The 22,200-nt window shown below is 56.2% G+C and carries 18 protein-coding genes; 10 read left to right on the forward strand and 8 right to left on the reverse strand.

Annotated elements, in window-relative coordinates; genetic code table 11:
• Positions 1-23 precede the first annotated feature (23 nt).
• From xylB to K3556_RS15145, 8 genes are all read right to left on the reverse strand, one after another.
• Positions 24-1,475, reverse strand: coding sequence for a xylulokinase (xylB, locus tag K3556_RS15110; RefSeq protein WP_260517579.1), 1,452 nt, complete (start codon positions 1,473-1,475; stop codon positions 24-26).
• Between the two features lie 4 nt (positions 1,476-1,479).
• Positions 1,480-2,976, reverse strand: coding sequence for a mannitol dehydrogenase family protein (locus tag K3556_RS15115; RefSeq protein ID WP_260517580.1), 1,497 nt, complete (start codon positions 2,974-2,976; stop codon positions 1,480-1,482).
• Entirely contained in the window at positions 2,976-3,749 is a 774-nt protein-coding gene (locus tag K3556_RS15120; RefSeq protein WP_260517581.1) for an L-iditol 2-dehydrogenase, read from the reverse strand. Before K3556_RS15120 ends, K3556_RS15115 begins: the two co-directional genes overlap by 1 nt.
• On the reverse strand, positions 3,746-4,750 hold the full coding sequence (locus K3556_RS15125) for an ABC transporter ATP-binding protein (protein ID WP_260517582.1): 1,005 nt from the start codon (positions 4,748-4,750) through the stop codon (positions 3,746-3,748). The genes K3556_RS15120 and K3556_RS15125 overlap by 4 nt, the downstream gene beginning before the upstream one ends.
• Before the next feature lie 9 nt (positions 4,751-4,759).
• The gene (locus K3556_RS15130; protein WP_260517583.1) at positions 4,760-5,590 is read right to left on the reverse strand and encodes a carbohydrate ABC transporter permease; all 831 of its coding nucleotides are present in this window, start codon (positions 5,588-5,590) and stop codon (positions 4,760-4,762) included.
• 12 nt (positions 5,591-5,602) lie between these two features.
• A complete protein-coding gene (locus K3556_RS15135; protein WP_260517584.1) occupies positions 5,603-6,481 on the reverse strand; it encodes a carbohydrate ABC transporter permease in 879 nt (292 codons plus the stop codon).
• A 119-nt stretch (positions 6,482-6,600) separates the two neighbouring features.
• On the reverse strand, positions 6,601-7,908 hold the full coding sequence (locus K3556_RS15140; protein ID WP_260517585.1) for an ABC transporter substrate-binding protein: 1,308 nt from the start codon (positions 7,906-7,908) through the stop codon (positions 6,601-6,603).
• A gap of 117 nt (positions 7,909-8,025) precedes the next feature.
• Entirely contained in the window at positions 8,026-9,057 is a 1,032-nt protein-coding gene (locus K3556_RS15145; RefSeq protein WP_260517586.1) for a LacI family DNA-binding transcriptional regulator, read from the reverse strand.
• A 298-nt stretch (positions 9,058-9,355) separates the two neighbouring features.
• On the opposite strand from K3556_RS15145, the gene K3556_RS15150 reads away from it, so the two are divergent.
• From K3556_RS15150 to K3556_RS15195, 10 genes are all read left to right on the forward strand, one after another.
• Positions 9,356-12,235, forward strand: a complete 2,880-nt coding sequence (locus K3556_RS15150; RefSeq protein ID WP_260517587.1) for a monovalent cation/H+ antiporter subunit A — start codon at positions 9,356-9,358, stop codon at positions 12,233-12,235.
• Between the two features lies 1 nt (position 12,236).
• Positions 12,237-12,593, forward strand: coding sequence for a Na+/H+ antiporter subunit C (locus K3556_RS15155; RefSeq protein WP_260517588.1), 357 nt, complete (start codon positions 12,237-12,239; stop codon positions 12,591-12,593).
• Entirely contained in the window at positions 12,590-14,140 is a 1,551-nt protein-coding gene (locus K3556_RS15160) for a monovalent cation/H+ antiporter subunit D (protein ID WP_260517589.1), read from the forward strand. The genes K3556_RS15155 and K3556_RS15160 overlap by 4 nt, the downstream gene beginning before the upstream one ends.
• Before the next feature lies 1 nt (position 14,141).
• On the forward strand, positions 14,142-14,642 hold the full coding sequence (locus K3556_RS15165) for a Na+/H+ antiporter subunit E (protein WP_260517590.1): 501 nt from the start codon (positions 14,142-14,144) through the stop codon (positions 14,640-14,642).
• Positions 14,639-14,926 (forward strand): K+/H+ antiporter subunit F, encoded by a 288-nt coding sequence (locus tag K3556_RS15170; protein WP_312847269.1) that lies wholly within the window; start codon positions 14,639-14,641, stop codon positions 14,924-14,926. The genes K3556_RS15165 and K3556_RS15170 overlap by 4 nt, the downstream gene beginning before the upstream one ends.
• Entirely contained in the window at positions 14,923-15,303 is a 381-nt protein-coding gene (locus K3556_RS15175) for a cation:proton antiporter (protein ID WP_260517591.1), read from the forward strand. Before K3556_RS15170 ends, K3556_RS15175 begins: the two co-directional genes overlap by 4 nt.
• 223 nt (positions 15,304-15,526) lie before the next feature.
• A complete protein-coding gene (locus K3556_RS15180) occupies positions 15,527-18,208 on the forward strand; it encodes an HAD-IC family P-type ATPase (protein WP_260517592.1) in 2,682 nt (893 codons plus the stop codon).
• 274 nt (positions 18,209-18,482) lie between these two features.
• Positions 18,483-19,508 carry a BMP family protein gene (locus K3556_RS15185; RefSeq protein ID WP_260517593.1) on the forward strand — a complete coding sequence of 342 codons (1,026 nt, stop codon included), beginning with the start codon at positions 18,483-18,485 and terminating at the stop codon, positions 19,506-19,508.
• Between the two features lie 62 nt (positions 19,509-19,570).
• Positions 19,571-21,094, forward strand: a complete 1,524-nt coding sequence (locus tag K3556_RS15190; RefSeq protein WP_260517594.1) for an ABC transporter ATP-binding protein — start codon at positions 19,571-19,573, stop codon at positions 21,092-21,094.
• The gene (locus tag K3556_RS15195; RefSeq protein ID WP_260517595.1) at positions 21,091-22,200 is read left to right on the forward strand and encodes an ABC transporter permease; all 1,110 of its coding nucleotides are present in this window, start codon (positions 21,091-21,093) and stop codon (positions 22,198-22,200) included. Before K3556_RS15190 ends, K3556_RS15195 begins: the two co-directional genes overlap by 4 nt.

A 22,200-nucleotide genomic window follows, 5' to 3' on the forward strand; every position in this document is an offset into this window, starting at 1 on the left:
ACCTTTTCGTTTTATCGTCTGTCTCATTGTGCTGACCTTATCGCAGGGAAAGCAGTTTTAAACCGATCATAAGCGCCATCAAACGCAGCGACCAGATTGGTCTGCGGGGGAATGATCTCGCTGTGCTCTGGAGGGCGCATCACCGCCTCCGGCACCGCGCCGGTCGCCGCGACCATCGCCAGCCGTGCTGCGCCAAGGGCTGCACCGAATTCACCACCTTTGGGCAATGAGACTGTCGTCCCCAGAACCGTCGCGATCATCTCAACCCAATACCGCGACGCGGTGCCACCCCCGATAACAGCCGGGGCTTCAATCTGAGCCCCTGTGGTTTTCATCGCCTCAGCACTATCGCGCAGGGCAAAAGCGACGCCTTCCAGAACCGCGCGGGTTAGATCAGCGAGCGATGTTTGGGTGTCCAGACCGATAAATGCACCTCGAACTTGTGCGTCATTATGGGGCGTGCGTTCTCCTGAAAGATACGGTAAAAACTGCACTGAGCCAGGGGGCTGGAGGCTGCCTCCAAGCGCGGCCGTCAATGCGGCAGGTGTGTGTCCGCAAATGCGCGATAACCAGTTCAAAGAATTCGTTGCCGACAGCATCACGCCCATCTGGTACCAGCGATGTGGAACCGCGTGGCAAAACGTATGTAATGCAGTGTCTGGTGCGGGATTGCAGTCGTCCCGGGCCAGCAGCAAAACTCCGGACGTACCAAGGGACACAAATCCCTGCCCTTCGGACAATGCCCCAATGCCGCACGCCGCAGCGGCGTTGTCGCCCGCACCGCCTGCCACGGTGACCGGACCAGACAGGCCCCAGTCGGACAGCAGTTCGCTGCGAAGGTGTCCGGCGGCGTCGCACCCTTCCACCAACCTTGGCATCTGGTCGATGCTCATATGACCGGTTTCGAGTAATGTGTCAGACCAGCGGCGTGCGCTGACATCCAGCCATCCGGTACCTGCGCTATCCGACACATCCGAAACAAAGTCGCCAGTCAGATACCAATTCAGATACCCGGCTGGCAGCAATACCTTCGAAATACGGGCGTGGTTTTCTGGTTCGTGACGGCGAACCCATTCAAGTTTTGGCGCGGTGAAACCGGGAAAAATGATGTTGCCTGAAATGGCACGCGATTCTGGTATGGCGTCAAGACGCGCAGCTTCATCGCTGCTCCGGGTATCGTTCCACATGATGCAAGGGCGGATTGGCGCAGCCGTGGCATCCAGCAAAACCGCCCCGTGCATATGACCTGATACACCGATCCCTTTAACATCTGAAAACGCGGGATAGGTTGCGCGCAATTCTTGCACCGCCGCGGTCAGAGCTTGGGTCCAGCCATGTGGATGCTGCTCTGACCACCCCGCGCGCAATTGGCTGGTTTTGTAACCCCGTTCCACAGACCCGATAGGCGACCCATCCGCATCGACAAGTAACGCGCGCAGCCCAGAGGTACCTAAGTCGATGCCTAGGAATACCATTTGATCAGCCTTCCAGATAGACGTCGATGGCAGTTTCCATACCGTCTGACCATATGAGGCGCAGCCACTTCGAGAATGCCGCAGAAAAACCGGGGTGATCGGCCAAGCCACCGTAAAACTGACGTTGCTCCAGCCAAACCAGAGGGTCTGATTTGGCCGCTTTGGCGGTTGTTTGAAGGTTCAGCCAGAAGGGGTCGTTCTGCTCGATTTGGCTACCGTCTTCCCGTGTGCCTTCGCACATGCGCGCCCACGCCGCTTCGGCCAGCGCCAGCCCGTCGATGGGTGTTCCCGCCTCGATCCCATCGCGAATGGTCGGGATCACAAACCCCGGGTGCCGCGACGATCCGTCGAAAGCGACCCGGCGCGTGGTGTCGATGATCCGCGGGTTCGCGAACCTGCGCGCGATCAGATCAACATAGGCCTCAGGCGTCGTGCCGGTGACGGGCTTCACATGCGGCACGATCTCATCAAGCGCAATCCGGTTGAAAAGTGCCCGGATTTTTTCGTGCGCCATACAATCGGCAATCGTGGCGACTGCCAAAACTTCGCCCGGATTGGCGATGATTTGGTGGCCGCCATTCAGGATGCGGAGTTTCATTGCCTCAAAGTCATGGACGTTGTCGGTGAATGTCGCGCCAACATTGTCCCAATCAGGGCGACCTGCGCAGAAATCGTCTTCCAGCACCCATTGGCGATAGTTCTCATGCGTGACCGGAGCTGCGTCATCAATGCCAAGCGATCTGGCCAGTTCGACTTCTTTCGGTCCGGTGGCAGGGACAATGCAATCCACCATCGAGCTCGGGAAGCTGCAGGTGTGTTCAATCCAATCGGCCAGAGCCGGATCAGAAAGGCGCGCCAGTGAAACAACAGTCTGCCGCAGGATCGCGCCATTGCCCTGAAGGTTGTCGCAGCTGAGGCCCGTGAACGATCCCACCCCATTATCGCGCCTGAGCTTCAACGCCGCGACCATCGCACCAAACGCTGTTGTCGGGCCGTCCGGGTTGGCGGCGTCATGCCGTATGTCGGGGTGATTTGTGTCAAAGCCTTTGGTGGTTGGATCGATGTAATACCCACCCTCGGTCACCGTCAGCGCCACAATCCGGATATCTGCCTGCGCCATACGTTCGATCAACGGACGGTTGCCCGGCTGCACTGGGACGTAATCGATCATCGAACCGATCACCTCGGCCGAGGTTCCTGCAGGGTCCAGTTCGACCAATGTCGTGAGGTAATCTTGCTCAGCAAGTTTCAGGCGCTGATTTTCGTCATAGGCACGAACTCCTGCGCCGACGATTGCCCAATCCAGCGCAGCACCGGTTTGCATCAGTCGGTGCAGATACCAAGCTTGGTGCGCGCGGTGGAAATTGCCCAAACCAATATGAACGATCCCCGGCGTCAGCGCGGCCCGATCATAGGTCGGGCACGACACAGCAGAGGGCAAGTCTGCAAGCGTGTCGGTTCTCAGTGGCACTATGGCTGGTTTAAAGGTGGGATCGGTCATCAGCTCATCCAGTTTCCGCCATCAACGCCAAAGGTCTGAGCCACGACATAATCGGCTTCTTTCGTGGCCAGAAACACCGCCATGCCGGTCAAATCCGCGGCAACTCCCATGCGGCCAAAGGGGACAGCTTCGCCCACCTCTTTCTTTTTCTGACCCAAGGGTTTGCTTTCGTACTTCGCGAAGAACGCATCGACACCGTCCCAGTGCTCGCCATCCACCACGCCGGGGGCAATGGCATTCACGTTGATACCGTGCTGAATTAGGTTCAACCCCGCCGACTGGGTCAGGCTAATCACGGCCGCCTTCGACGCACAGTAAACCGCGACCAAAGCCTCGCCACGTCGCCCTGCCTGACTGGCCATGTTGATGATCTTGCCGCCCTGCCCGCGCGCAATCATGTGCTGTGCCACCGCCTGCATGGTGAACAACACACCAGAGACGTTGATTGAAAAAACTGCGTCGAAATCCTTGCGCGCGATCTCGGTTATAGGGGCCGCGGAAAAAATAGCGGCGTTGTTGATCAGGATGTCGATCCCGCCCAGCTGTTCTATGACAGCTGCAACACCAGCATCGATGCTGTCTTGTTGGGTCACGTCCATTTTGACAGCAATCGCGGAGCCGCCCAGCTCATCGGCGGCAGCTTGGGCGCGGGCCATATCGATATCGGCAATAGCAACCTGTGCGCCTTCAGCGACATAAGCCCTTGCAAACTCGAAGCCGATGCCACGCGCTGCACCCGTGATAAGGGCCGTTTTACCGCCAAGCCGTTTCATTCCAAACGCAACCCCTTATCATCGAAACGATGCAAATGTGCCGGGTCGGGCGTCAGGTAGACCCGCGCGCCATAGGACAGCTGCAGTTCCCCGCCCGCGCGCACTGTCAGTGGCTCGGGGAAGGCATCGCATTTCACGTGCAAGAACGTATCCGAACCGAGATGTTCCGACACACCAACGGTGCCCGCCCAATCGCCTTCTGTCTCAGAAATCGAGATGTGTTCCGGGCGCGTTCCGATCGTGTGCGCATTATGCTTTGACGCTTCTGGTCCATCCAGAAGGTTCATCTTGGGCGACCCGATGAAACCCGCGACAAAGGTGTTGCGAGGTGCGCGGTAAAGTTCGAGCGGCGATCCGACCTGTTCGATGACACCCGCATGAAGCACGACGATCTTGTCCGCCATAGTCATGGCCTCGACCTGATCATGGGTGACATAAACCATCGTGGTCTGCAGCCGCTTATGAAGCTCCGAGATTTCCAGACGCATCCCAACACGCAAGGCCGCATCAAGGTTCGACAGCGGTTCGTCAAACAAGAAGGCTGCCGGCTCGCGCACAATGGCCCGCCCAATGGCAACGCGTTGACGTTGCCCACCCGACAATTGTCCGGGGCGGCGATCAAGATAATCGGTCAGGTTCAGCACGTCGGCAGCACCTTCGACCCGCTTGTCGATCTCGGTCTGGTCAAGCTTTGCCATACGCAGGGGAAACGCGATGTTCTTGCGCACCGACATGTGCGGATACAGCGCGTAGGACTGGAACACCATTGCCAGCCCACGCTTGGCAGGTGGCACGTTGGTGGCGTCTTCGCGGTCGATGCGGATATGCCCGCTTGTTGTGTCCTCAAGCCCGGCAATCAATCGCAGAAGCGTGGATTTTCCGCAGCCCGAGGGTCCGACAAAGACCGTGAATTCACCATCTTCGATGGTCAGGTCTAGCGGCGGAATGACTTCCACTTCGCCGAAGCTTTTGGATACTTGATCGAGTACAATACGTCCCATGATCTTTCCTTATTTCACTGCGCCGAAGGTCAAGCCGCGGACAAGTTGTTTCTGGCTGAACCAGCCAAGGATCAGGATTGGCGCGATGGCCATGGTCGAGGCCGCGCTGAGTTTCGCATAAAATAAACCTTCCGGGCTGGAGTAGCTTGCAATGAATGCTGTCAGAGGTGCTGCCTTTGCCGCTGTCAGGTTGAGCGTCCAGAACGCCTCGTTCCAGGCCAGGATGAAGTTCAGAAGAAGCGTTGACGCGATGCCCGGAATGGCCATGGGCGTCAGGACATACAGGATCTCTTCTTTTAGGGTGGCGCCATCCATGCGCGCGGCTTCCAGAATTTCGCCCGGGATTTCGCGGAAATATGTGTAAAGCATCCAGACAATGATCGGCAAATTGATCAACATTAAGACGATGACCAGTCCGGCGCGGTTATCCAAAAGGCCCATTTTGATGAACAGAAGATAGATCGGATACAGAACCCCAACCGCAGGCAGCATCTTGGTGGACAGCATCCACAACAGAATGTCCTTAGTGCGTTTGGATGGCACAAAGGCCATGGACCATGCCGCGGGAATGGCGATGATCGTACCCAGGATGGTCGACCCACCGGCGATGATTACCGAATTCCACAAGAACCGCATGTAGTTCGACCGCTCCTGAACCACCGCATAGTTTTCCAGCGTCCAGTCAAAGTTCAGGAAAACCGGCGGGCTGGAAATCGCCTGCGCCTCGGTTTTGAAGCTGGTCAGGATCGTCCACAGGATCGGGAAGAAGATCAGCAGTCCTACAGCCCATGCAAGGGCCGTGTTCAGAGCTTTGCGTTGTGACGTTGCTGCGCGTGCCATGTCGTATCCCTCCTATGCGTCCAGATTTTTGCCAACGATGCGCATCAGGAAGATGGCAACGATGTTGGCCAGAATGATTGCGTAGACACCACCGGCGGACCCAAGCCCGACGTTCTGGCTTTCCAACACGCGCTGGAAGATCAGATAGGACAGCGTCTTGGTGCCGAACGCCCCGCCCGTAGTCACGAAAATCTCAGCGAAAATCGCCAGAAGAAAGATGGTCTGTATCAAAATCACGATGGTGATCGCGCGTGACAGATGCGGCAAGACGATGAACCAGAAGCGTTTCAGAACCGGTGCGCCATCCATTTCGGCGGCCTCTAACTGTTCGCTGTCCAGCGACTGAATGGCCGTCAGCAAGATGAGTGTCGCAAAGGGCAACCATTGCCACGACACAATCAGGATCAAGGATGGCAGTGACGCTTGGCTTAGCCATTGGATGGGTTCAGCGCCGAAGGCTTTCCAAAGATGCGCAAGAAGGCCATTCACCGGATCCATGAACATGTTCTTCCAAACAAGCGCCGACACAGTTGGCATGACAAAGAACGGGGCGATGACAAGAATGCGCACGATGCCCTGTCCCCACATGGGTTGATCTAAAAGGATCGCCAGCAGCACGCCCAGAACGATAGTGATGGCAAGGACGCCACCAACAATGATCAACGTGGCTTGGACGCTGGGCCAGAAGGAACTGGAGCTGACGAACCGCACGTAGTTGTCGAAGCCAACCCAGTCCAACCCGTTGGCCATCGAGTCGCCACGCAGCGGCAGGTATTTCTTGAATGAAAAGAACAGCGTCATGATCAACGGAACCAGCATCCATCCGAGAAGCAGGATTACTGCAGGGGCCATCATCAATCTGGCGGCTGATCTAGAGTGCTGGGTAGCCATGACACATCTCCTTCGTTGACGGACCATGCCGCCTGAAACGAGGTAAAGCTATTGAGGATTGTTCGGTGGGTCGAGGGGCGGATTATTCCGCCGCCCCTCGGTGTTTTTGCCAGACAGGCTTAGCGGTAGCCCGCCGCCTCCATGGCGTCATTTGTGATCGCCTGAGCTTTTGCCAAAGCCTCTTCGACGCTTTGCTGACCTGCATAGGCCGCCGAGAACTCTTGGCTCACTTCAGTTGCAATACCCGCAAATTCAGGGATCGCGACAAACTGGATGCCAACATAAGGCACCGGCTTGACGGTCGGGTTCGTCGGATCAGAGGCAAGGATTGAATCCAGCGTCATCTTTGCAAACGGAACATCTTGATAGTTGGGGTTCTCATACAGCGATGTCCGTGCGCCCGGAGGAACGTTGGCCCATCCCTCTTTGGCAGCGACCAGCTCGATATAGTCTTTCGAGGTTGCCCATTCGATGAACTGCTTGGCAGCATCGGCCTTTTGCGTGCCTGCCGGAACGGCCAAGGCCCAAGCCCACAACCAATTTGCACGCTTTTCAACGCCTTCGCTGTTGGGTGCCAGTGCGAAACCGACCTTGTCAGCAACAGTTGAATCGGCCGGGTTGGTGACGAACGATGCGGCGACAGTCGCGTCGATCCACATACCGCATTTACCTTGCTGGAACAGCGACAGGTTTTCGTTAAAGCCGTTGGTCGCATAGCCCGGAGGGCCCGATTCTTCCATCATACCGACATAGAAGTTGAGCGCCTCGGCCCATTCCGGCTGATCGAACTGGGCGTTCCAGTCTTCATCAAACCAGCGTGCGCCGAACGAGTTGCCCGTAACTGTGATGAACGCGCCGCCTTCACCCCAGCCTGCTTTACCGCGCAGACAGATGCCGTTGACCTCGTTGTCCCGATCGGTCATCGCAGCCGCGGCTTCACGAATGAACTGCCACGTCGGCGCATCTGGCATTTCCATGCCCGCCGCTTCCATCAAGTCCGTGCGATACATGATCATCGAGCTATCGCCATAGAACGGCGCAGCATAAAGCGTTCCGTCATTGCTTAGACCGGCACGCATCGCGGGCAGGATGTCATCGACATCATACTCGGCTGACAAGTCATCAAGCGGAACAAGCCACCCGTTGGCCCCCCAGATCGGCGTCTCGTACATACCGATGGTCATGATATCGAAGGCACCACCTTTCGTGGTGATATCTGTGGTCACGCGCTGACGCAGAACGTTTTCTTCCAGCGTCACCCACTCGACGTCGTGCCCGGTTTTGGCCGTGAAGTCGTCAGTATAGCCCTGCATCCGGATCATGTCGCCGTTGTTCACGGTCGCGATGGTTAGTGTGTCAGCAAACGAAGCGCCGGTCGAAATGACCGACATCGCTGTTGCCGCACGAAGTACATTTGCGAGTTTCATTCTTATCCTCCCAAGGAATGAAAGTTACTTCATGACCATACGGGTCAGACTTCCGCTTCGTCAATCTTCAACTTAACGCGCGTAAAATTATAAATGGTATCGCGAAAATTCAATAACTTAGGCTGAGGCTCGCATGATCAATTCGCCATCAAACAGGGTCGATTTGCGTTCCGGCGCACGGACTCCAGATTCGATCAGGGACATAATCGTCTCGACACTCCTGGCCGCGATGGCGGTGTAGTTGTGAGAAACCGTCGTCAGGGTTGGGCAGGTAAAGCGGGAAAAAGGATGGTTATCATGGCCAGCCACACGCAACGCGCAATCCTCGCCCAAGCCAACGCGCAGGCCTGATTCATACGCCGCCGCCAGAAACCCAATGGCAAGCCGGTCGTTACTACAAAACACCGTCCGCGAAGGAAGATCACGTGCAGAAAGCGCACGCTTTCCTTCGCGATAGCCGATCTCTTCAATTTCCCAGCCTTCGCCTTCGGCTTGAATGATATGCGGCGTGTGTCCCATACGCTCCATCGTTTCGATATATGCTATACGGCGTTTGTTGGCATTTGGGTTTGGGGGGGTCTTCATTTCGAAGAATGCAGGCGGCTCGCCCGTTCGAGTTAGGTATTCCAGCATTGTTTCTGTGGCCTGCGCGTTATTGTGTCCGACAAAGGCCTCGCCAGCGCCATCAATATTTGCGTCAAAATTCACCGTCGGCACGTCATCGCAAAAACGTTTGATCGCAGCCTTGTCTGAAGCCCTGCCCAAAGGTGCCAACAGAACACCAGCGGGTTTGATGGACCGCAAAGAATCCAGATTTTCAACCTCAAGCTTTTGGTCACCGTGTGAACTTAATAGGATCGGGCGAAACCCAGCCTCGATTACCAATGATTCAATGCGGCGTGCGATTTCCGCAAAAAACGGGTCGGCCAGATACGGCACGACAATACCCAAATTCTTGGTCAGTTTCCGGTTTTGGTTCATCGCAAAGATGTTGGGGCGGTAGTCATGTTCTTTCAGCGCTGTCTCGATCTTTTCACGGGTCGATTGGCGTACGCTGTCAGGGTCATTGAAATACTTCGATACTGTCGGTCGCGAGATACCGCTGATCGCCGCAAACTCTTCCATATTGCGGATCTTCCGGTTGCTCATTCTTCAAACCCTCACAAAACTTTCCAGAATTTTACAATTTCTTATCGCGCGGGAAAAATCAATTCCATTGTTGGGCAAGCGCTGAACGCTGAAGGTCCACGGAACCGATAATTCTCATTCAAATTGCCAAACGAGCGCCAGCGGGGGTCACTTATCGGGCAAGCGAGCCCAATTGACTTCCCGAGCGAACTGCTAGGCCGCTGGTGATCACTTGGCTAAAAATGTGACATCCTATTGCCTTTTGCGAACCCAATGCGGTTCAATGTAGGTTAGCAAACCCTTTGGATTCGGAGATCGCGTGTCACTCTTTATCATTGTTGCCTTTCCGTTTCTTGGCGCGTTGCTTCCCGGCCTTATGAATGCCGCGGGCCGCTCTGCGTGTGCCGGTGTCACATTTATGGTCTCGCTGGCCGCTTTCGTTGGGTTGTTGACCAATCTTCCAGCCGTGATGGCGGGCGAGGTTGTGACAGCGCGGGTCGATTGGATGCCTTCGCTTGGCTTGAATTTCACACTCATGCTTGACGCGCTGGGCTTTTTCTTTGCCCTTTTGATCCTTGGCATTGGCTTGTTGATCATCGCCTATGCGCGGCACTATCTAAGCCGCTCTGACCATATGGGCGAGTTTTTCACCTATCTTCTGTTGTTTCAGGGCGCGATGGTCGGCATTGTGCTGAGCGATAACATACTGCTTTTGCTGATCTTCTGGGAGCTCACATCACTATCCTCCTTTTTGCTAATCGGGTATTGGAAGCACCTACCCGAAGGTCGGCAGGGTGCGCGGATGGCCTTGTTGGTAACCGGCATGGGTGGATTGGCGATGATCGGTGGAATGCTGATCCTGGGTCAGATTGTCGGCAGCTATGATCTGAGCGTCATTCTGCAGAACCGCGATCTCATTCAAGCCGATCCGTTATACGTACCAGCCCTTATCCTGATCCTCTTGGGCTGCTTCACAAAATCTGCGCAGTTTCCGTTTCATTTTTGGTTGCCGCACGCGATGGCCGCGCCCACGCCAGTTTCCGCCTATCTGCACTCTGCCACGATGGTTAAGGCCGGCATTTTCCTTATGGCGCGCATGTGGCCCGTCCTGTCTGGCACCCCTGAATGGTTCATGATCGTGACCACCGCCGGATTGGTGACAATGGTGCTTGGCGCCGTGATTGCGCTGTTCAAGCATGACCTTAAGGCGCTTTTGGCATTTTCCACTGTCAGCCATCTGGGTCTGATCACCATGCTTCTTGGCACGGGCACAGCCTTTGGGGCGATGGCTGCAGTGTTCCACATCCTGAACCACGCCACGTTCAAGGCAGCACTTTTTATGTCTGCCGGGATTATCGATCACGAGGCACACACACGCGATATTCGTCAGCTGGGCGGGCTTCGCAAACTTATGCCCGTGACATTTGTAATCGCGACGCTGGCAGCCTTGTCCATGGCAGGAATACCCTTGCTGAACGGCTTCCTGTCCAAAGAGATGATGCTGGAAGAAGCCGCGCACACCACACTGTTCGGCTCGTCTTGGTTGATGCCAGCATTGGCGGTTTTCGGTTCGCTGTTTTCGGCTGCGTATTGTTTTCGCCTCATCGGGCATGTGTTCCTTGGGCCGGTCCGTGACGACTATCCGGCAAAGCCGCACGACCCGGGCGTCGGTCTGTGGTTCCCGCCTGCGACGCTGGTCGTGTTGGTGGTTGTAATCGGCGTCGCGCCGTTCCTCGCAGAACCATTTGTTAAACTCGTCACGGCCGCGGTGCTGGGTGTTGGAGCCGAAGTTCCGACCGCCCATTTCAAAATATGGCACGGTCTGGTTCCGGCACTGTTCATGTCCATCGCAGCGGTGGTCGGCGGTTTGCTGATGTTAGCTGTGTACAAACCCGCGCTTCACCTTTGGGAGACCACACCACGACCCGAAGCCAAGGTGATATTCGAGGCCATTGTCGAAGCAACCGCCCGCTTGGCCCAAAGGCTGATCTTGCCGTTGCACAATGGCGCGTTCACCCGTTACGCGGTGATTGGCACCCTCGCAATTATTGCCGCGGGCCTGCACGCTTGGACCACTGGTACGGTTGGCGCGCCGACGCGAACGATGCAGGCGGCAGGTCCGGTGTCTATTGCAGGTTGGTTGATGTTGGTCGCGGCGACATGCGGGATGGTGTTCTTGCATCGCAACCGCTTCATGTCACTGATCCTGATCGGCATTATCGGCCTGATGGTCTCGATCGGGTTTGCCTTCTTTAGCGCGCCAGATCTGGCGATGACGCAATTCACCGTCGAAGTGGTGACGATCATCCTGATGTTGCTGGCGCTCAACTTTTTGCCGAACCGCACGCCAGTGGAAAGCTCGGTATTGCGCCGGGTGCGGGATGCCGGCGTGGCCGTATTGGGCGGGCTGGCAACTTTCGCGCTGTCCTTCCACTATATGTTGCGTGATCCGGCCAGCACGCCGATCTCAGAGTTCCACCTCGCCAATTCCTATAAAGGTGGTGGCGGCACCAACGTGGTGAACGTTATTCTTGTCGATTTCCGTGGTTTTGACACTTATGGCGAGATCATCGTGCTGGGGATCGCAGCCCTGCTGATCTATGCGCTGACCGAGACCCTGTTGGGCGGGCCGGTGCGTGCGCGGCTTTTGAACCGCACGCCAGATCAACCGCGGGCAGGCGACATGCACCCGATGATGATGGTTGTGTTGACCCGGGTCATTATGCCGGTTGTGTTGATGGTCGGGTTTTACATCTTCCTGCGCGGCCACAACGAACCTGGCGGTGGGTTTATCGCCGGCCTTGTCGTTTCGATCGCCGTGGTGATGCAGTATATGGCCAGTGGGTTTTCGTGGACCTCGACCCGCCTGAAATACCCGTATCACGGGGTCATCGGTGCCGGAGTTCTGGTCGCTGGATTCACCGGCATCGGATCGTGGTTCGTAAGCAAACCCTTCCTGACATCTGATTTCACCTATGTCCGCATCCCGCCTTTCGAGAAGTTCGAGTTGGCCACCGCCGCGCTTTTCGATGTGGGCGTGTTCCTTGCTGTTGTCGGCGCCGTGATGCTGTCGCTGGAAAGCTTCTCGCGTCTGGCGCGCCGCGCGCACATGTCCGACAGCGAATACCCGATGGATATCGACCCGTCCCGCGATGATCCGCCACCGGTCCAAGATTTAGCCACAAAGGAGGGGGTGTAACATGGAGTTTCTCGTCGCCTCTTCCATCGGTATCCTGACCGCCGGCGGGTTGTACCTTGTCCTGCGACTACGGTCTTTCCCGGTGATCTTGGGCATTTCACTGCTGACTTATGCTGTGAATGTATTTCTGTTTGCCTCTGGGCGACTGACCGTCGGCGCGCCGCCAGTTCTGCGCGATGGCATGACAACCTACACCGATCCGCTGCCACAGGCTTTGGTATTGACGGCCATCGTGATCTCGTTCGGCATGACCGCTGTTGTGGTGATGATCGGCCTTGGGGCGTTTCTAGGGTCGAACGATGACCATGTGGATGACCAGCCCGACACCCCCAAAGACGAAGGGGAGGGCACAGCATGACCCATTGGATTATTGCACCGGTCATTCTGCCCGCGTTGCTTGCCCCGTTTATCGTCCTGGCCGCGCGTTTTCACATCGGCATTCAACGTGTCTATTCCGTTGTCGGTGTGGTGGCATTGATTGGCATTTCGGCCGGGCTGGCTTGGACTGCATCCGACGGCACCATAATTCTTTACCAGCTCAGCGATTGGGCGGCGCCTTTCGGTATTGTTCTTGTGGGCGACAGATTGTCGACAATGATGATTTTGCTGACGGCGGTTCTGGCGCTGTTTGTGTTGCTTTACGCCATAGGCTCTGGCTGGGACGACCGCGGTCGGCATTTCCACGCCCTGTTCCAATTCCAGCTGATGGGGATCATGGGCGCATTTCTGACCGGTGATCTGTTCAACTTGTTCGTCTTTTTCGAAGTGCTGCTGATCGCATCTTATGGGTTGATGATCCACGCGGGTGGTAATGCCCGGCTTCAGGCAGGCCTGCAATATGTGCTTTTCAATCTCATCGGCTCTACGCTTTTCCTTTTTGCGCTGGGGTCAATCTATGCCGAGACTGGCACGCTGAATATGGCGGATCTGGCCCAACGCGTCGCACTGATCGGGCCTGAAGAAACGGTGGGCATTCGTATCGCCGCAGTTCTTTTGCTTCTGGTCTTCGCGATCAAGGCGGCGGTTGTTCCACTACATTTCTGGCTGCCGTCAAGCTACGCCGAAGCGCCCGCGCCGGTCGCAGCCTTGTTTGCCATCATGACAAAAGTCGGGGCTTACGCAATCATCCGCGTCTATACCCTGATCTTCCCGCCGGACCTCGACGTGACGATGGGCCTGCATGATCTTTGGCTACTGCCTGCGGCACTGGTGTCTCTGGCCATCGGGATGATTGGCGTGTTGGCCGCAAAGCAGCTGGATCGCCTGATTGCCTTTTCCGTGATCGGCTCGATGGGAATGGTGATGGTGTCCATTTCGCTGTTCAGTGCGGCAGGGATTGCCGCTGCGCTTTACTACATCGTGCACTCGACACTTGCTGGGGCCGCTTTGTTCTTGATCGCTGATCTGGTGCGCACAGGCCGGGCGAACCTGGACCTGACACCACAGCCACCTGTCGCAGGCAATGCTTTGACCGCGGGAATGTTTTTTGCAGGCGCCATTGCCATGGCAGGCTTGCCACCCTTGTCGGGTTTCCTTGGCAAGCTCCTTGTGCTGGACGCCGCCTATGGGACGGACCTTGTTGTCTGGATCTGGGTAATTGTGCTCGGCGCCAGCCTGATCAGCATTCTGGGGTTTGCCCGCGCGGGCAGCATTTTGTTTTGGAAAGCCCATAGCGATGAGACGACCGGTGAAACGACCGAGGCCTTTGAGGCACAGGCCCCAACACCGCTGGCGTATGTTGCTGTAGGTGGGTTGATCGCGCTTCTGGCCGCATACACCATCTTTGCCGGGCAAATGCACAGCTATGCGACGACCATGGCAAGCCAACTGTTCGCGCCAGAGCCCTATATATCCACTGTGATCAACACACCCGGCAAACTCAGCAAGCCAAAGGAGGATCACTGACATGATGCGCGCATTCCTATGGCTGATACCACACCCATTTCTTACGCTTCTGTTAACGGTGGTCTGGACACTACTGCAGAACGAGGTTTCTGCCGGGATGGTCGTCTTCGGCTTTATCCTTGGGATTATCATCCCATGGGGTACGTCGGTTTGGTGGCCGGACACGCCGAAAAGCTTTCGTTTGAGCAAAATGATCATCTATGGCTTCATCGTGATCTGGGATATTGTCGTTGCCAATGTGCAGGTTGCCTGGATCGTCCTGACAGTTCCGAACGCGAAGCTCAGACCCGCTTGGATAGTTGTCCCGCTGGACCTGCTGCAACCCGAGGCTATCACGATACTTGCCGGAACCATCACGCTAACACCCGGCACTGTCTCTGCCGACTTGTCTGACGAAGGGCACAGCCTTTTAGTCCATGTTTTGCATACGGACGACCCCGACGCCGTGCGCGATGAAATCAAAACCCGCTATGAACGCCGCTTGAAGGAGATTTTTTCATGACAGCCGCTTTAAGTTTTCTGAACATTGCGCTGGCCATAGCGTTTGTAACACTGGCACTCGGTCAAATTCTGTCAATGGTTCGGCTGGTGTTGGGGCCAACTCCCGGAGACCGGATATTGGCGCTTGATACAATGGTCATTAATGCGCTGGGATTGGTCATCGTGTTGGGCATTCATCAGGGCGTGCAGATCTATTTCGAGGTATCGCTGTTGATCGCCATGCTGGGGTTTGTCTCTACCGTCGCTTTGGCGCGATTCATTCTGCGGGGGGACATCATCGAATGACGCCAGAAATAATCGGAAATTTTGCCACGGCGCTCTGCCTGTTGATTGGGTCGGGTTTTGTCGCGGTGGGTGTCATTGGGCTGCTAAAATTCAACGACCCAATGACGCGCCTTCATGCTCCGACAAAAGTTGGGACTGTTGGCATTGGCATGTTGCTGATGGCATCGCTTATCCATTCGTTTGTGTTAGGTGATACCTCGCTCCACGAATTACTGACCATGGCGTTTCTGTTTGTAACAGCACCGATCTCTGCAAACTTCATCGCCAAAGTGAACATCCACCTTCGCACGTGTGAAACACCGCCGCCGCCACCCCGCGACGACACGTGGTCAACGCTGAATTCGCCGGAGCCAGAAAAGGTGACCGAAGGTACGTAAAAGAACCAGCACCCCGAACTGCAGGGGCTGTGCTGGCCGCGACCAAGATCATTTCCAAGCTTATCTCACGCGTGACATCTTTGTCTTGCGCAAGGGTGATTTTTTCCCGGAGACCGCGATAAGGGCTCTGGTCATGATCTGCATCATTATTTTCCAACGCATAGCGCCTGATAATTGAAGGGAATGGGTCGCCATGTGGCCCACGACCAAGAAAGCAGGGAAAATGGCAGACCATCATACCAGATCGCTTAAAGATGTCTTGGAAGAGCTAGACAGCTCAACCGACGGTCTGACAACGGATGAGGCGAAAGACCGGCTGGAGCGTTTTGGCACCAACGAGTTGAAGGTCTCGAAAGACACGCCCGAAATCGTCAAGTTTCTTCTGCAGTTCAAGAATTTCTTTGCCATTCTGCTTATCGCTGGCGGCGCACTGGCGATGACGGCCGAGCGCTTGGATCCCGGCAATGGCAATCTCTACATCGCCATTGCGTTGATTGCTGTCGTGTTCCTGAACGCGGCGTTCACCTACTTTCAAGAACACCAGAGTGAACGCATCATGGACAGCTTCAAAAACATGCTGCCTTCGATGATCACGGCCTTGCGCGACGGCAATCCGCAAGAGGTTCCCGTGGGAGAGTTGGTGCCCGGTGACGTGATTGTGTTGAACGAGGGTGACAAGGTCCCTGCCGACGGGCGGTTGATAGAAGCCAAAGAGCTGAAGGTCGACAATTCAAGCCTGACCGGTGAAAGCGAACCGCAATTGCTGGACCAAGGCAAGTCAGCCGAGGCGTTGCTGGAAAGCCCTAATATGATCTTCTCTGGCAGCCTCGTACAAAACGGCGAGGGAAAAGTACTACTGGTTGAAACTGGCATGAACACACAGATCGGTGGCATCGTGGCGCTGACCAAGGCCACAGAGGCGACAGAGACGCCCATCCACCAGGAACTGAAATACTTCATCAAAGTCATCAGTTTCATCGCAATCTTTCTCGGGGTGAGTTTCTTTGGCGTGTCTGTCGCCATCGGCAACAATGTGATCGGCAGCCTGATCTTTGCGATCGGCATCATTGTGGCAAATGTGCCCGAAGGTCTGCTGCCCACTGTTACCCTTAGCCTGACGATGGCCAGCCGCCGCATGGCGCAGAAGAACGCGTTGATCAAGAACCTTGAAAGCGTCGAAACCCTTGGATCGACCACTGTCATCTGCACAGACAAGACGGGCACCCTGACGCAAAACCGACTTGGAGTGAACACTGTTGTCGTCGGTGGGGCCGCCTACGCCGTCGACGACAGGCGTGTGAAAGAGACGACGGCCTTTGATCGGCTGCTTCGGGTCATGTGCGTCTGCAACAATGCCTATCTGACCGACGATGGCTACGCGGGTGACGCGACAGAGGGCGCCCTGCTGCTTTATGCGCGTAACTATACCGACCCCGCTGCCCTGCGGCGCATAGAAGAGATCGCCGAACAACCTTTCAATTCAACCAGCAAAAGGATGATCACGGTCACCGATGACGGCACTGGGCCGCAAGCCTACCTTAAAGGAGCGCCAGAAGTGGTGCTGGCCATGTGCGACAAGGTTGCGCTGAATGGCGAAGAGTTCGCGCTGACCCCGGACCGCGTTGGCGACATCGTGGATGCGTATCACAAACTGGCCGGTCGGGGCGAACGTGGGCTCGGTTTTGCCGCGCGGGCATGTGATCGCGACGATGTGCCCGAGGAAGGATACGTTTTCCTAGGGCTGACGGGGATGATCGATCCGCCCCGCCCCGAAGTGCCCATCGCGCTGGAGCGCTGCGTTTCAGCCGGCATCCGGGTCATCATGCTGACAGGAGATTTCGGCCTGACCGCAAAGACCATTGCCCAGCAGATCGGGATGATGGGCCCGCATGGCCGGGTTGTGCAGGGGGACGAGCTGACACAGATGACCGACGCCGAGTTGCAGGCGGTCTTACGGGACGAGGCAGAGATCATTTTTGCCCGCATCGCGCCAGCCCAAAAATTGCAGGTCGTTAAGGCGCTGCAAGCCAGTGGCGAGATTGTGACAGTCACAGGCGACGGCGTGAACGATGCACCCGCGCTGAAGAACGCCGACATGGGTGTTGCCATGGGCGTAATGGGCACAGACGTCGCCAAGGAAGCCAGCGACATGGTTCTAATGGACGACAACTTTGCCACCATCGTTGCGGCCGTTGAAGAAGGCCGCACCATTTTCGACAACATCAAAAAATTCATCGCCTATATCCTGACCTCCAACATCCCCGAAATCCTTCCTTTCATCGCATTTGTGCTGCTGGATATTCCCTTGCCGCTGACTGTGATCCTGATCCTCAGCATCGATCTGGGTACGGATATCCTGCCCGCGCTGGGTCTTGGGGCGGAAAAACCGGAGACCGACGTGATGAAACGCAAACCCCGACAACGGGGGGAACGGTTGCTAAGCCGCAACCTGCTGCTGATGAGCTATGGAATCATCGGAATGCTGCAGGCGGCAGCTGGGTTTTTTACCTATTTCACCATCCTCTACACTGGGGGCTGGGAATGGGGGCAAGATTTGGCCAGCTCGGACGTATTATATCGGACGGCAATCACAGGGTTCTTTGCATCGATCATTATTTGCCAAGTCGCGGATGTGATCATCTGTCGAACTCGGACGCAAAGCCTTCTTACCGTCGGACTTTTGTCGAACCGGCTGGTTTTGGTGGGGATCGCATGTGAATTGCTGCTGTTGGCTTGCATCAGCTACATCCCAGCCTTCAACACTTTTTTTGGCACGGCACCACTTGAGCTTTGGCACCTGATGCTTTCCGTTCCTTTCGCCCTTTTGATTTTGCTTGGGGACGAACTGCGCAGGGTCTTTGTGCGCCGAGGCAACCGGTTCGTGTTGCGCTGGCTGACCTGGTAGGGGTCCACCAAGACCAAAAAGTAGCGGTGGAACCGTGAAGTAGAAATCATCCGGTTGCCCATTTTCGACAAGAGCGCGCTACAAAGATCGCCACTTTCCGGGCATCAAGAAGCCGGTGCCGCTGTATGCGATACCACGACGATATTCGTCCAACCGGGCGGACCGCTTTCGGGTCTGTCGGCTTCGCGCCGGGCAATGCCCGATTGATATGTATCACAACCCCCCTATCCAACTAGTGCTTTCATAAATGCGATGGATTCACAGGAGATTTGACATGTCGATATTTACCAAGGGCTTGCTCGCGCCCATCGCAGTTACTGCGCTAACCGTCACGATGTCGTTTGCCGCTGATTTCACCGTCTGTCAGGTGACGGATACCGGCGGCATTGACGACAACAGTTTCAATCAGACCGCATGGAAAGGTGTTCAGGACGCACAGGAAAAGTTGGGGGTTGAGGGTCGTTTCCTTGAAAGCCAGGCTGAAACAGATTTCTCGGCCAACATCAACTCACTGCTGGGTGGTGATTGCGATTTAATCGTAACCGTCGGTTTTCTGTTGGGCGAAGCGACCCAAGAGGCAGCAACCGCGAACCCCGAGCAAAAATTCTCGATCGTCGATTTCGCTTATGATCCGGATATCCCGAACGTGCTTGGCCAACTTTATGCAACGGACGAGGCCGCGTTTCTAGCGGGCTACTTGGCAGCTGGCATAACCAAAACCGGCATTCTCGGCACATTCGGCGGGATCAACATTCCACCCGTGACAATCTTTATGGATGGCTTTGTGCGTGGGGTGAACCACCATAATGCGCAGAAAGGTACCTCGGTCACAGTGCTGGGCTGGAATGTCGACACACGTGAAGGGTTGTTCACCAACAACTTCGAATCCCTTGATGACGGGCGAGCCTTTGCGCAAAACCTCTATGACGAAGGGGCGGATATCGTTTTACCTGTGGCCGGTCCGGTCGGTCTGGGTTCTGCGGCTCTTGCTGACGAGCTTGGGGTTGATGCCCTGAAGGTTATTGGCGTGGATGCCGATCTTTACGAAACCGACCCGGAAAACCGCCACGTTTATCTGACATCTATCACCAAACGAATGGACGCCACGGTTTATCAGGTGATTGAATCTGCGATGGGTGGCAATTTCGTCGGCGGGTCTTTGACTGGCACGCTTGAAAACGGCGGAGTTGGCCTTGCCCCCTTCCACGATCTGGACGCTGCGGTGCCGGAAGAGCTGAAACAAGAGCTGATCCAACTGCGCGAAGCCATCATCGCCGGAACCATTGCCGTAAGCAGCTAAACAACTCGCTTCGACCGCCGAGGCAGAGCCGAGGCGGTCGATTCATCGAAGGAGGGGAACAGATGGACGTCGAGTTGCGCGGCATTACCAAACGCTTTGGTCCCGTGGTCGCAAACGAAAGTGTAGACCTCTCGATCCGCGCGGGTGAAGTCCTGGGACTTCTTGGTGAAAACGGCGCGGGAAAATCCACGCTGATGAATGTGCTTTGTGGTCTGTACGCGGCTGATGAGGGAGAGATCGTCATTAATGGCACGCCGGTGCATTTTGATGGCCCGGGTGACTCGATCCGCGCAGGCATCGGCATGGTGCACCAGCATTTCATGCTGATCCCTGTATTCACCGTCGCAGAAAACGTTGTTTTAGGCGTCGAGCCCGTGGGCCGCTTCGATCATCTGGATCGCGCGACAGCAAGGGTGCAGGTTCGCGAGATCAACGACAAATACGGCCTGCAGGTCGATCCCGATGCGTTGATCGAAACCCTGCCCGTCGGCCTTCAGCAACGGGTTGAGATCATCAAAGTTCTGTTTCGTTCAGCCGATGTCGTGATTTTTGACGAGCCTACTGCCGTTTTGACCCCGCAAGAGGTCGAGGAGTTCTTCGAGATCGTCAAAACCTTGCGCGAAGCAGGAAAAGCGATTGTTTTTATCACGCATAAACTGAACGAGATCCTGCAGATAGCCGACAGAATTTCCGTTTTGCGCGCAGGAAAAATTGTCGGCGAAGGCGATCCGAAGACAGCCTCCGAAGCCGATCTGGCTGAGATGATGGTGGGGCGTCCGGTTAGCTTTGACGTCGAAAAAGCACCCTTCCAACCTGGCGAGGTGCTTTTGGACATCCAGAACTTGGTCGTCCTGCGCAGCAATGATGAAATCGCCGTCGATCATGTCGATCTGCACGTATGCTCAGGTGAGGTCGTTGGCATCGCAGGTGTTCAGGGGAACGGTCAATCTGCACTGGTCGAAGCGTTGACTGGCCTGACTCGCGTCGCTGCCGGATCAGTAAGCTTCATGGGCCGCAACATCACCCATGCGTCAACGCGGGCACGTCACCGGATGGGGATCGCCCATATTCCCGAAGACCGCCAGCGTACAGGATTGATACCGGCATTTAACGTGGCCGAAAATATGGTGCTCGACAGCTATTACAGTGATGAATTCTCGACCGGACCACAGATGCGATGGACAGATATCCACCGCAGCGCCGCTCAGGCAGTCATCGATTTCGACGTGCGTACGACTTCGGTGTTCGACAAGGTCGGCAATCTGTCGGGCGGAAACCAGCAAAAAGTTGTCGTGGCACGGGAAATGGCCCGCGATACGAAGTTCTTGATTGCGGCGCAACCAACCCGTGGGTTGGATGTCGGGTCGATCGAATACATTCACGCTCGTATCGCCCAAGCTCGTGATGAGGGCGACGGCGTACTGATCATTTCGTCAGAATTAGACGAGATCATAGCCTTGTCAGATCGAATTCTGGTTATGTTCAAAGGTCGCGTCGTCGCCGAGTTTCAGGCTGGAGAAGCTGGAACCACAAAGAGTGCTATCGGTCTTGCTATGGCCGGGGCAACGCAAGGAACCGCAGCATGAACGATCTAAGTGAAAAGCTTTTGGCCCGCGCCGCGCCAGCCCGCACAGAGTTTGAAAATCTTGTGATCGTGCCGCTATTTGCGGTGGTGGTGGCGCTGATCCTTGGGGCGCTGACCATGCTGGCAACCAATGTGGATCTGCCGACCATCGGGCGCAGCTATATCGCGCTGCTTGAGGGTTCGGTTGGGTCGCTTAACGCTATTTCAGAAACACTGACCGCGGCGGCTCCGTTGACGCTTGCCGGATTGGGGTTGGCGTTGGGATTTCGCACCGGTCTGTTCAACATCGGGGCCGAGGGGCAGCTGCTCATGGGTGGCATGGCAGCAGTGATTGCCGGGTTCAGCCTGTCAGGCCTACCTTTCGCCATCCACTTGCCGCTGGCATTGCTGGCCGGTGCGCTTGCGGGCGGGCTATATGCGTCGATCGCAGGGTGGCTCAGGGCAGCAACCGGTGCGCACGAGGTCATCCTTACGATCATGCTCAACCTGATCTCTTATCGGTTGCTCGACTATATGCTGCGTCTGCCCTTTATCCAGCGCGAAGGGCGGGAGGATCCAATTTCACGCTCTGTACCCGAAAGTGCCGAGCTGCCACGACTACTGGCCACAATTGATCCCAACCTCAGGGTTCATGCAGGTGTGTTCCTAATGTTGATAGCGGTCGTGGTGGTCTGGTGGATCCTGTTCAAAACCCGCCTTGGGTTTGAGTTCCGCGCGAGCGGTGAAAGCCCCGAAGCTGCGCGCTATGCCGGGATGCGCGCCGGGCTGATCATTGTCATCGTGATGGGATTATCAGGCGCACTGGCTGGGCTGGCCGGCGCAAATCAGGTGCTGGGTGTGTTGGGCCGTGCCACACCGGGGTTTTCAGCTGGTATCGGTTTTGACGCCATTGCGGTTGCACTTCTTGGTCGCTCGCATCCTTTCGGTGTTCTGTTGGCGGGCTTGCTTTTTGGCGCTTTAGAAGCCGGCGGCCGCCAGATGCAGGTCGATGCAGGTGTCAGCCTAGATCTGATCGGCATCATTCAGGCGCTGATCATCATCTTCATCGCGGCACCACTTCTGGTCCGCGCGATCTTCCCATGGGGATTTCAGAAAGCGAAGGGCTGA

Origin of the sequence: Aliiroseovarius sp. M344 (genome assembly GCF_025140835.1) — a bacterium.
GTDB lineage: Bacteria > Pseudomonadota > Alphaproteobacteria > Rhodobacterales > Rhodobacteraceae > Aliiroseovarius.